At 38.8% G+C, this 11,649-nt stretch carries 12 protein-coding genes; all 12 read right to left on the bottom strand.

Annotated features, from left to right (window positions below; translation table 11 throughout):
- Nucleotides 1-511 (bottom strand): cell division protein FtsA (locus RTR43_RS01740; protein WP_396954522.1); only part of this gene is annotated, 511 nt, incomplete at its 3' end.
- A gap of 125 nt (nt 512-636) precedes the next feature.
- Nucleotides 637-999, bottom strand: a complete 363-nt coding sequence (locus RTR43_RS01735) for a small basic family protein (protein ID WP_312469208.1) — start codon at nt 997-999, stop codon at nt 637-639.
- The gene (locus tag RTR43_RS01730; protein ID WP_312469207.1) at nt 999-1,730 is read right to left on the bottom strand and encodes a DUF881 domain-containing protein; all 732 of its coding nucleotides are present in this window, start codon (nt 1,728-1,730) and stop codon (nt 999-1,001) included. Before RTR43_RS01730 ends, RTR43_RS01735 begins: the two co-directional genes overlap by 1 nt.
- Nucleotides 1,731-1,766: 36 nt before the next feature.
- A complete protein-coding gene (locus tag RTR43_RS01725; protein ID WP_312469206.1) occupies nt 1,767-2,483 on the bottom strand; it encodes a DUF881 domain-containing protein in 717 nt (238 codons plus the stop codon).
- Nucleotides 2,452-3,243 carry a cell division protein FtsQ/DivIB gene (locus RTR43_RS01720; protein ID WP_312469205.1) on the bottom strand — a complete coding sequence of 264 codons (792 nt, stop codon included), beginning with the start codon at nt 3,241-3,243 and terminating at the stop codon, nt 2,452-2,454. The genes RTR43_RS01725 and RTR43_RS01720 overlap by 32 nt, the downstream gene beginning before the upstream one ends.
- 279 nt (nt 3,244-3,522) lie before the next feature.
- Complete coding sequence (gene murB, locus RTR43_RS01715; RefSeq protein WP_312469204.1) at nt 3,523-4,431, bottom strand: UDP-N-acetylmuramate dehydrogenase; 909 nt, start codon at nt 4,429-4,431, stop codon at nt 3,523-3,525.
- 59 nt (nt 4,432-4,490) lie between these two features.
- On the bottom strand, nt 4,491-5,594 hold the full coding sequence (gene murG / locus RTR43_RS01710) for an undecaprenyldiphospho-muramoylpentapeptide beta-N-acetylglucosaminyltransferase (protein WP_312469203.1): 1,104 nt from the start codon (nt 5,592-5,594) through the stop codon (nt 4,491-4,493).
- A gap of 163 nt (nt 5,595-5,757) precedes the next feature.
- A complete protein-coding gene (gene spoVE / locus RTR43_RS01705; RefSeq protein WP_396954523.1) occupies nt 5,758-6,822 on the bottom strand; it encodes a stage V sporulation protein E in 1,065 nt (354 codons plus the stop codon).
- A gap of 416 nt (nt 6,823-7,238) precedes the next feature.
- A complete protein-coding gene (gene murD / locus RTR43_RS01700; RefSeq protein ID WP_312469201.1) occupies nt 7,239-8,588 on the bottom strand; it encodes a UDP-N-acetylmuramoyl-L-alanine--D-glutamate ligase in 1,350 nt (449 codons plus the stop codon).
- Nucleotides 8,589-9,566 carry a phospho-N-acetylmuramoyl-pentapeptide-transferase gene (mraY, locus tag RTR43_RS01695; RefSeq protein WP_312469199.1) on the bottom strand — a complete coding sequence of 326 codons (978 nt, stop codon included), beginning with the start codon at nt 9,564-9,566 and terminating at the stop codon, nt 8,589-8,591. It abuts the gene before it with no gap.
- Nucleotide 9,567: 1 nt separating this feature from the next.
- Nucleotides 9,568-10,017: a hypothetical protein gene (locus RTR43_RS01690; protein WP_312469198.1), complete on the bottom strand. Its 450-nt coding sequence runs from the start codon at nt 10,015-10,017 to the stop codon at nt 9,568-9,570.
- 2 nt (nt 10,018-10,019) lie between these two features.
- The gene (locus RTR43_RS01685) at nt 10,020-11,480 is read right to left on the bottom strand and encodes a UDP-N-acetylmuramoyl-L-alanyl-D-glutamate--2,6-diaminopimelate ligase (protein ID WP_312469197.1); all 1,461 of its coding nucleotides are present in this window, start codon (nt 11,478-11,480) and stop codon (nt 10,020-10,022) included.
- Nucleotides 11,481-11,649 lie beyond the last annotated feature (169 nt).

The raw sequence follows: 11,649 nt of genomic DNA, 5'->3' as shown, positions 1-11,649 counted from the left end.
TGATAATCGATTTCGATCCGGTAATAAGTGTACCTTCCATTTCTAAACGGACACCAATCATTCCTCTTGGATCATTAATTTCATCCTTACCATCTAAGATAAATTGCTTTCGAATGACTCCAATATTTTCTCTTTCTGGTGGAATGGATCCCACATGGGATGCTTCAATGACACGTATGACGTCCTCATTGGTAATTTCCCGGTTTTGACTGGATACAGCTACAATGCCGTGACATTGCTGAAGGATAACGTTGTTTCCGGAAATTCCGACCACCACTTCTCTGATCTCCATCCCAATCATTCTTTCCGCCTGCTCAATCGCCCGCTTAATAGAATGAACGGTATCGTCCATATCGACAATCGATCCCTTTCGTAAGCCTTCAGATTTTACATTGCCAACACCAATTATATTCAATGAGTCTTTACCAGAGTCATTGACCATTTCACCAATGATTACTTTTACACTGGATGTACCGATGTCAAGACTAACATATATTTCATTGCTGTTCATTCTTTGGCACCTCCTTTTAATTTCCTTAGGTCGAACAACAATTCATTTTTGTCCAATAAAAGTTTTCTAATAGTAATATCTTATAAAATTATTCGTCACAACTACATATTTCCCTTTAAAAAATCTCATTTTTTTTCTACTTTTTCTTTGTTTGTTGACCATTTTGTCAATAATATGCGTCTGATGACGGCAATATTTTGAAACAATCTGACACCAAACGCAAAAACTGCCGCTAAATACAAGTCTACACCAAGATGAACACCGAGAAAAGCTAAACTTGCAGCTAGTATTATATTAAAAAAGAATCCTGAAACAAATACCTTTTCATCATAAATATTTTGCAAGTAAGCCCTAATTCCACCAAAAAGTGTGTCGAGGGCAGCTAAGACAGCAATCGACAAATAATTGGAATATTCTTCAGGAATCCGTATTTCTGTTAATAAACCAAGAATGATTCCAATAACTAGTCCCATAAACGGAAGCCACATCAGGAACCGCCTCCTTCCTTTATTGGCTCCATATACTTAATACGGATTGGGTTATCATAGGCAGGAATAGAAACATTCGGATTTGCCTCAGAAACGTTCAGTCTCAAGCTTTCAGTAAAAAATTCATCCCTAGATTTTGATACTTTCATCCGATTAGATAACTTTTCAGCAGTATTAATAGAATCGACGCCGACATTAACCTCTATCGGCAAACTCCTGATTGAGTGCCCGTCAATTTTAGTTTCCCGATTAATATCCCTTATTACAGTGGTATTAATAATTCTTTGACCATCAATCGCCACATATTTTGCCTCATACATATTCAATTCGTTTACTAATCTTTTTAGCAACTCTGGTGAAACAACCTTTGTAACAGGATAACCTAGCTTAATGTCCTCAACTACTGGTTCAATCATTAATGTTATCCCTGGACCTGTGACCTCGGTCAATCCTGCTTCCATTTTTAATTCATCTAACGTATCCCTCAAGGTCTGTTCCTTGCTTTGTTTTCGCTTAGACTCGTAGGCTGAAAGCTTTTCTTCATTTGAACGGATTTCGCTCAATAAATTGGACTGAAGCTCTTTTTCTTTCAGTAAAGCTTCACGAAGCTGCCAGACATCGCGTGTATCCCGTTCAACTGGTTTCTTCACTGTTTGGAATTGAATCGCGATCATAAAACCAACGACTGCAGCAATTAAGGTAAAACTAATATTAATTTTGGGCTTGTCCACTTCTTTCACCTAACCTTCTTCACGTGGACTTTTAAATCAACTTCCTAAAATTGGATTCAGCATAATTTCATTTTCTTTTTCTAGTGTAAAAACAAGGTTATCGTTAACAAGCTGATCCTTTACTCCCCCCGTCAGGTTTAGGGATGATGAGAGAACATCAGGGTCACCGATTGCAGAAATAACAAATGGAGCAGGATGCTGAACACCATCAACAGTAATGACTGGCCCATTACAAACAATATATGAATGGCTCGTCAGCCTTTGCCCATTTATAGCTACCGCTGCTGCTCCTGAGATATAAAGCTCATTCACCACTTTAAATACATGGTGTTCATGGACAAGATAATTATTAATATTTACTTCTTTCGGGTCATAAGCACCATCAGAAAGAGTAATTTTTACCCCTTTTCCTTTTATCTTTACTTTACCTAGGAACATCCGATATTTTTCAGTATCTTCAGCAAGGTTAAGAAAGACTTGGGCTTCCTTTGCTAGCCCTTTTTCATTTTTAAGAACCTTGTCTTGCTTTTTATTTAATTCCTTTTGAAGCTTACGATTGGTCTCCTCTTGGGCAATCAATTGATTCCTTAAAACAAGAGTCTTTTCATATTGTTTAGCTGATATGTCCCGGTTTTCATTTTGAGTCTCTATTTGGGTCAGATGATAGGAGAAGGCAATCATAAACCCCAACACAAGACAGACAAGGGACAAGATAAAATGTTTACCCTTGACCTTGATCTTTTTCAACTTCATTTTCCTCCACTTCCTGTTCAAAAGCCTTAAAATAGGAGCCAACTTCAAAATCAATGATTCCCTTTTTGGTTGGGTCTAATTGGCTTATGATTGAGGGATAATGGACCATTTTTTCCGAAAAACTTCTAATGGTGGCACTAACTTCAAAGCCATCATTCATAAATAAGGAAATATGATACTGATCTGTTTTTTTCGGAGAATAATGAATTTCGGAAATGGAGTTTAAAATTTCACCTGGAAGTTTTTCTAACTCTTTTACCATTTCGTTAAGGGCGTTCCCCTCTTTGAATTCAAACAGAATCGGAGAATTAACTGGAACTGTTTCCGTTTTCCTATCTTTTAGAATTTTACCGTTCTCCATTACTGGAAAATAGTTATTGTCTTGTTTAAGATAGGCTATTCTTTTGTGTTCTTTTACTTGAATTTGAATGGTGTTTGGCCAATGAATCTTTACATTCGCCTTTTTTATTTCAGATAACTGCTGTAAATTTGCAATAACCTCGCTCTTCCTTACTTTCCAAATATTTGTATTTTTTGAAAGTCCGCTCTTTTTGATTATTTCAGTACTAGAATAAACTTCATTTCCTTTTATCGTAATTGTCTTAACATGACTCAATGGTGATTGTGTATAAGCAATTACTACTATTAATGTAAAAAATAAAATTAAAAGGAGTACAAGGCGTCTGTTTGCTTTCCGCCTTCTTTGCTCCTTTAATTTTGGAATACGATCCTCCAGAGCAACGATTTTACCTTTTTCCATCCATATTCCTCCAAATAAAAACGGTCGCCCCTTTTTGCAATCAGATTTAAGATTCAATCTGATTAGCTGAAAAACAACATTAGGCTTGTCCAAAATAATCGTTCGCGGTAGCCTTAAAAGAGAAACAACGGCACGAAAAAATCATGCCGTCACTTATTTTCTTCAGGCTTTCCACCTATAATATTATCAGTTATTATAACACAATATTTGTCATTCGTAAGAGATTTCTTACAAGAAAAGTAAGTTTAATTTCTTGGAACTGTGAGAACACGAATGCAGCTATTTTCGCCCGATTATTTCTACTTCAGTCTCCATTTTAATTTCATACAAACTGTAAATAGTATCCTTTACATGCTCAATTAAGGCAAGCACATCTCCCGCAGTGGCATTACCTGCATTCACAATAAAATTCCCATGCATTTCTGAAATCTTTGCACCGCCAATACTGAAGCCTTTTAAGCCTGTAATTTCTATTAATTTGCCTGCATAGTTAGGAAGAGGATTTCGAAAAATACTGCCGGCGCAAGGGAAATTCCACGGTTGTGTTTCTTTTCGGTAATCCTTGTTTTTTTGCATTTGGGAAACAATGGCTCCTCTATCTCCTAGAGCAAGCTTGAAAACGGCTTCGACAACGATTCCTGGGCGCTTTTTCTGCAAGACAGATGTCCTATAGGAGAACTCCATGTCTTCATTTGAAAGCCATTCTAGCGATCCATCCTCAAATAATATATGAGCCCTTGTTAAAATTTTGCTAATATCTGAACCATGGGCTCCTGCGTTCATATAAACAGCACCGCCAACAGAGCCTGGAATTCCGCTTGCAAACTCAAGACCAGAAAGCCCTTTTTTACTAATTAATGTTGATAAGCTAACGAGTGAATGCCCGCCTCCCACCGTAATTTCAGTATCATTAACCTCGAGATGGTCAAGTCCAGATCCGAGCTTAATAATTGCACCTGCAATTCCTTTGTCAGAGACTAAAAGATTTGATCCTCTGCCTATAGCCCGCCAATTTAAGCGATGCTTTTCAATCACATCCATTACCTTTTTTAAATTTCCAACTGATGAAGGTTCAATAAAAAGATCGGCAGGACCGCCAATTTTAATTGTGGTGTGATGGGCTAGTGGTTCATTTTCCTTTACTTTCCCGATATTTAAAGTCTGTAATTCTGTTAATATGCTATCCATATTACCACCCTACTTTCCAAGTTCCGATAATTTTAGTTTATGCTAAAAATAATTTTGGGCTACCTTTGATTTTCTTTTACAAGTTGTTTCATTAATGAAAAAAGCCTGCCCGCTGAATCCGGAACACCGATTTTTTTAGCCTTTATTTTCATTTCCTTTAATGCATCATTATTTAACAGAATTTGGTCAATGTGGTTCACAAGACTTTTACTATTTAGATCTTTTTCTAATAATAATTCTGCTGCCCCATGGTCACTTAATGATCTCGCATTTTTTTCTTGATGATTATTGGTTACATAGGGACTTGGGACTAGAATGCTTGGAATACCTAGTGTGGTTATTTCTGCAAGGGTCGTTGCTCCTGCCCTTGAAACTACTAAATCAATACCAGCAAGGACCTCTGGCATATTATGAATAAATGGTTTTATCACCACATTTTTCGGACTTCCAACTAACTCTACCTCTTTTTTGACATCCTCATAATGAACATCGCCAGTTATATAGAGAATTTGGTAAGGTTTTTCAGTGAATTCCGATAAGGCTTTAACGACTGCTTCATTGATTGGTCTGGCACCTCGGCTGCCTCCAAAGATCAAAACAGCTGGTTTGGTTGTACTGAGTCCTGCCGAAAGTCGCCCCTGAATTCCATCCTTACCGATTACCTCAGATGCACGGGGGTTTCCAGTAAAAACTACCTTGTTACCTGGAAAATAATCTTTTGCCTCAGCAAAACAAATAGCAATTTTGTTCACATAACGGCTTAAAAATTTATTTGTAAGGCCTGGGACACTATTTTGTTCGTGAATGATTGTTGGAATACGGAGCTTTGAGGCTGCATATACAACTGGTCCGCATACATATCCGCCCGTCCCAATGACAACGTCAGGCTTAAACTCCTTTAATATCTTTTTACTATCCTTCACGCCTATTAAGAAACGAAGAACAGTTTTTACATTTTCAAAGGAAAGCTTTCTTTTAAAACCAGTAATATGAATCGCTTTAAAAGCAATCTTTTCCCTAGGGACAATCTTACTCTCCAAGCCATTTATTGTACCTATGTATAGAAACTCTGCATCTTTATTCTCTTTTTGAATCTCCCTGATTAGTGCGAGAGCAGGATAAATATGTCCACCCGTTCCTCCACCGCTTACTACTATTTTCATTTTTCCACCTCATTAACTATTTAACACATCTTATTGCATTCCTATCTTACTATAAAAACAGATTAAAGAAAGCAAATGAAAAAAGAATGTTATCTAAATGTAAAGATTTGCTTAAAATACTCGTTAAAACAAAAAGAACCCTGCCACTTAACAGGGTATCCTTTTAATATCTTGAATAGCGGCTAATATTAAGGAGAACTCCAATAGCCATTAACATCAAGGTCAACGAGGAGCCCCCGTAGCTTAAAAATGGCAATGTTATGCCTGTTACAGGCATAAGCCCTGTTACTACACCGACATTAATCATTACTTGGATGGCTACCATTGCAATGATTCCGACTGCAAGAAAACTACCATATAAATCAGGAGCACCTAGGGCGATTCGAATCCCCCGCCACAACAGGAGGGCAAATAGCAGTAAAATAAACGAACCACCAATAAACCCTAATTCTTCGGAAAGTATAGCGAAGATAAAATCTGTTTGCGGTTCTGGTAAGTAAAAAAACTTCTGCCTGCTCTCGCCAAGACCAAGTCCAAATAAACCGCCAGGGCCAATCGCATAAAGCGATTGAATAATTTGAAACCCGCTCCCAAGGGGGTCAGACCAGGGATCTAAAAAGGAAGTAATCCTTTTTATTCGATACGGAGCGGAAGCAATCAAGCCGACAAAACCAGCAACTCCGAGCAGCCCTAAAAAGGCAAAATGACTAATGCGGGCACCAGCAATGAAAATCATCACTACACAAGTCCCCATCATGACCGTTCCAGTACCTAAATCCGGCTGTAGCATAATCATTGCAAAGGCAATAAATGCAAGACCTAATGAAGGGACAAGGCCTTTCTTAAAAGAAGTAATCAACTTTTGCCTTTCTGAAAGGTATTTTGCTAAAAAGGAAATCATAGCCAGCTTCATAAATTCTGAAGGCTGAATGGAAAAGGCTCCTACTCCTATCCAACTTCTTGAACCATTTCGGACATTGCCAATACCAGGTATTAACACCAAAATCAATAACACAAAACAGACGATTATAATGGTTTTCGACCAAGTTCTCCATGTCCAGTAGTTGATATTCATAATAAAAAACATGGCCGCAATTCCGACCCCGGCAAATAAGGTTTGCCTTTTTGCAAAGAAAAAGGAATCATGAAATTTATATTCAGCCCAGATAGCACTTGCGCTGTAAACCATAATTAGTCCTATTGCCAGTAGCGTAAAGGTTACAATCATTAAAATAAAATCAGGAGTTGTTCTCTTTGTCGGCACCACTATACACCTCAACTAGGAGTTTTAGGGCTTAGTACTATAGGTGTTTAGCTACAGCGCCTTGGGGCTCGACGCTCCCGCTTTTCGTGTTGTCTAGCTACAGCGCCCAGCGGCTAGTAGACTTCGCTCTTCTCCCTACGATAATTCAACATCGCTTCGCTCTCGCTCACCGTGTTTCCTTTATCTCAGTCGAAGCGCTCCAGTCTATACGCCGCTAAACGGGCGCTTCCGCTTTTCGTATTGTCTAGCTACAGCGCCTAGGAGCTCGGGGTCATAAGCCAATCCGTCAAAAAGGCTAAAAAGCAGCCTTCTCGCCGGCTCGTCTTATGCCTGTCGCTCCTGACCAAGGCGCTTCCGCTTTTCGTATGGACAAGCCCTTATTAAAGCTTATGCACCGCTTCGATAAAAATGTCACCCCTGACTTCAAAAGTTTTATATTGATCCCAGCTGGCACAAGCTGGAGATAACAGGAGGACATCACCTGATTCGGAATAACGATAAGCTTCAGACACTGCCTTGTCAACATTATCGACACGCTTGATTGTTTTTATTCCCGCCTCGCTTCCAACCCGCTCAATCTTTGGAGCTGTCTGCCCAAATGTAATCAATGCTTTAACATTTTTTAAATAGGGAAGGAGTTCATCAAACTCATTTCCACGGTCGAGCCCTCCAGCGAGTAAGATTATGGGGGCTTCAAATGCGGCAAGGGCCTTGATTGTTGCTAAAATATTGGTGGCCTTTGAGTCGTTATAAAACTTTCTTCCGTTCAATTCCGTGACAAATTGCAAGCGATGCTTAACACCCGTAAAAGTCTTCAACACTTCTTGAATCGCACTGTTTTCTACACCGGAAAGTTTAGCGCTGACAACAGCTGATAAAATATTTTCGAGATTATGTACTCCCGGTAAGGCTATATCGGCAATTTCCATTATCTGCTCATCATTAAAACATATCCTGCCATTGCTAATGTACGCACCTTCTGATAGCTCCTTTTTTGTTGAAAAAGGAATTATTTTTGCTTTGGAATGACGGGTAATTTCAAATGTTTCTTCCTGATCTGCATTAATGATTAAATATTCCAATTCCGTTTGATTTTTAGTGATATTCGCTTTCGCTTTTTTATATTCTTCTCTCGTCCCATGATAATCTAGGTGGGCATCATAAAGGTTTGTAATGATGGCAATTTTAGGGTTAAAGGTCTTGATTCCCATTAGCTGAAAAGAGGATAATTCAATGACAATCACATTTTCCTTCTTTGCCTTTTGGGCAACACCAGACGCAACAGTTCCAATATTCCCGGCAATTAAAGGCTTTTTCCCTCCCTCATTCAGCATCTCATGAATAAGCGTTGTTGTTGTTGTTTTGCCATTTGTCCCGGTAATAGCAATAAACGGTGCTTCAGAAATTTGATAGGCTAGCTCGACTTCTGTAATTACAGGAATCCCCTTTTTAAATGCCCCTTCAATTATTGGGTTGTTATATGGTATTCCAGGATTTTTTACAATCAGCTCAAAGCCCTCATCTAATAGTTCAATCGGGTGATCTCCACAAATCACTTTTATCCCTTGCTCTAATAACCCCTGAGCCTCGGGATTTTCAGATAATGGCTTTTTATCATTAACTGTAACAAAGGCACCAAGCTTATGTAATAGAGCAGCTGCGGTCACTCCACTCTTTGCCAGGCCAAGAACTAGTATTTTTTTATGACGATAACATTCAATCTGCTTCACTTACAACCACACCTCAATATAGATTCCTAGGATCGCTAGTATAAGTCCAACACTCCAGAAGGTAACAACAACTCTCCATTCCGACCAGCCAACTAATTCATAGTGATGATGTAACGGGCTCATTCGGAAAATTCGCTTCCCAGTAGTCTTAAAGGATGCTACCTGGAGAATAACCGATAAGGTTTCGATGACAAATACCCCGCCAATAATAATTAACAGTATTTCAAGTTTTGTTAAAATCGCTATAGCAGCAATCGCACCACCTAGCGCAAGCGAGCCGGTATCCCCCATGAAAACCTTAGCAGGATGTGCGTTAAAGACCAAGAATCCCAATACTGCTCCTACAACAGCAACCGAGAAAATGGCTATTTCGAAGTTGTTTTGATTCCAAGCAAGAACGGCAAATGCACCAAAAGCGATGGCCGCGGTGCCTGACACCAAGCCGTCAAGTCCATCTGTCAAATTGACCGCATTTGAAAATCCAACCAGCCAGAAAATGATTAAAAAAACATATGACCACCCTAAATCAATCGAATAATCACTAAAGGGCAAATTGACTTCGGTTGATTGTCCAGTATGTTTATAGATAAGATAAAAAATAACGGAAATAATAATTTGACCTAAAAGCTTTTGTTTTGATGTCAATCCTAAATTTCGTTTCAAAACCACTTTAATAAAATCGTCCAAGAACCCTAGTAAACCGAACCCAAAAGTAACAAACAGCAGTAAAAACACAGTTACCGGTATTTGGTCTGAGTATTTTCCAATCATGACAATTGTCGTAATAATAATAGAGAATAATATCATCACACCGCCCATTGTCGGAGTTCCAGATTTTTTTTGGTGTGATTTAGGACCTTCTTCCCGAATGCTTTGTCCAAATTTCAACCTTCTCAAGAAGGGAATAAAAATCGGTGAAAGTAAAACTGAAACGAGAAAGCCCATAACAATTGTGAAAAAAATAACTTGCTCCTTCATTTTATCCCCTCCTTTCCGAAGTATTAGCCATTTTATTTGTTAGCTTTTCTAATATCACAGCTATATCATATGTTTGTTTATTTTCAATAAGAAGTTTTTTATTTGTAAATTTAAAGTTAGTTATCTCCATATTACTATTCATTTCTCCATCTAATTTTTCATTATATTGTTTTATTATCTCTCTAATTGCTTCCGCATTATCATTAGTAAAAAAAACGGGGAAGTGGTTTGGTGTATATTGTGGCAGCTTTTTTCTATGATCCCAAATGGCTGCGATAGCTCCATTAGCAATGGCGTCCAAAAGTTCTCCTGATTCTTCATTTAAAGGGACAAACAATCCTTTCGGCTGGGAAACATTAGCCTGGTCTGTAACCGTATAAAATGAAAAGTCGTCTTCTATCCCTCGTTTATCAATGATCAAGTCTGCCAAGTCTTTACTAGCTAAATACATTCTTATCTCACCTCAATTGCTTCCCTTACCACCAGCCGGTCATCAAACTCATGAACAATATCCCCAATAATTTGATAGGTTTCATGACCTTTTCCGGCAATTAAAATAACGTCACCCACTGATGCCTGTCGTACAGCCATGTTTATAGCTGCTTTTCGGTCAGGAATAACTTGGTAGGATTCACCTTCGACGCCTGCCTCCATATCCTTTAAAATCGCTAATGGATCTTCACTTCTAGGGTTATCGGAAGTGAAGATTGGATCTGTTGCCAAGCTGCAGGCAATTCTTGCCATCAAAGGCCGTTTGGTTCTATCTCTGTCACCACCACAGCCAACGACAACGAAAACCCTTTTCGTTGCGAAATGTTGAATCGTTTTTAAAACATTTTCTAGACTGTCTGGTGTATGGGCATAATCGACAATAACCGTATAATCTTGACCTGCATTCACAAGTTCAAACCTTCCAGCCACACCCTCGACACTTTCAATGGAAGTGATAATTTCGTTGATCCCTATCCCGGATACCAATGCAGCTGCAATACTTGCTAAAACATTATAAACACTGAATTTACCGAGAAACTGCATGTGAATTGGATAGGAAACTGCTTCAATCACAAGATCAAAATTTGTCCCTTTAGGAGTCATGTGAATGTTTTTTGCCTGTATATCGGCCTTTTCGTCAATCCCGTATGTAATTACATGCGCAGCCGTTGACCTTCTAAACATGTCTGACGCAGGGTCATCAGCATTTAAGACAGCAAATTTAGATTTATTATTATCAAAGGTATTGCCTAGCTGAGCAAATAATAAGCTCTTGGCTCGTTGGTATTCAGCCATTGTTTTATGGTAATCAAGATGGTCCTGGGTCAAGTTGGTAAATACCGCAACATCATAATCACAACCGTGGACTCTGCCTTGGTCAAGGGCGTGCGAGGAGACTTCCATGACCGCTAATCCGACCCCGGCATCAACCATTTGTCGAAAGTTTTTTTGAAGTGTCAGACTCTCAGGGGTTGTGTTCTTCGTCTCCATTATCCTGTCAGCAATTTTCGTATACATCGTGCCAATAAGGCCCGTTTTTTCTCCTGCATCTGCAAAGATTTTTTCAATCAAATGACTAGTTGTTGTTTTTCCATTCGTTCCGGTGATGCCAATTAAATGCAGCTTTTTCGTTGGCTGCTCATAAAAGGTATCTGCGAGCACTGCCATCGCACGTGTTGTATCCTTAACAAGGACAACGGGTACATCTAGAAATAACGGGCGCTCAGCAATGATCGCAGCAGCCCCTTTTTCAACAGCAGCTCCAGCAAAATCATGGCCGTCAACCGTGTAGCCTTTAATACAAATAAATAAGCTCCCTTTTTGCACCTTCCGATTATCGTTTTCAATCGATGTAATTTCCGGGTTTTCGCCTTTAAAAGGAACTATTGGATGCAAAGACTTAAGCAGCTCTTGTAGCTTCATGTTCTCTCATATCCTCTCATGACCTTACATACATTTTTGCTAGTAATTACTCTAAAAAGATCTTAAGCAAAAGTTCCATCTTATTTTACATTAAATAATAATATTTTGCTATTTAGTTATGGAGGTTATATAAAAATTAGACGGCAGAAAACATTCTGGCCGCCCTTTC

Origin of the sequence: Neobacillus sp. (assembly GCF_031988165.1) — a bacterium.
Classification (GTDB): domain Bacteria; phylum Bacillota; class Bacilli; order Bacillales; family Cytobacillaceae; genus Neobacillus; species Neobacillus rhizosphaerae.
This window is presented reverse-complemented; position numbering and strand designations above follow the sequence as displayed.

Excerpts from the sequence above, each read along its gene's own strand:
- RTR43_RS01735 (WP_312469208.1), bottom strand. The coding sequence starts at position 999 with ATGTGGCTTCCGTTTATGGGACTAGTTATTGGAATCATTCTTGGTTTA.
- mraY (WP_312469199.1), bottom strand. The coding sequence starts at position 9,566 with ATGAAGGAGCAAGTTATTTTTTTCACAATTGTTATGGGCTTTCTCGTT.
- RTR43_RS01690 (WP_312469198.1), bottom strand. The coding sequence starts at position 10,017 with ATGTATTTAGCTAGTAAAGACTTGGCAGACTTGATCATTGATAAACGA.
- murG (WP_312469203.1), bottom strand. The coding sequence starts at position 5,594 with ATGAAAATAGTAGTAAGCGGTGGAGGAACGGGTGGACATATTTATCCT.
- spoVE (WP_396954523.1), bottom strand. The coding sequence starts at position 6,822 with ATGATTGTAACCTTTACGCTACTGGCAATAGGACTAATTATGGTTTAC.
- RTR43_RS01725 (WP_312469206.1), bottom strand. The coding sequence starts at position 2,483 with ATGAAGTTGAAAAAGATCAAGGTCAAGGGTAAACATTTTATCTTGTCC.
- murB (WP_312469204.1), bottom strand. The coding sequence starts at position 4,431 with ATGGATAGCATATTAACAGAATTACAGACTTTAAATATCGGGAAAGTA.
- RTR43_RS01720 (WP_312469205.1), bottom strand. The coding sequence starts at position 3,243 with ATGGAAAAAGGTAAAATCGTTGCTCTGGAGGATCGTATTCCAAAATTA.
- RTR43_RS01685 (WP_312469197.1), bottom strand. The coding sequence starts at position 11,480 with ATGAAGCTACAAGAGCTGCTTAAGTCTTTGCATCCAATAGTTCCTTTT.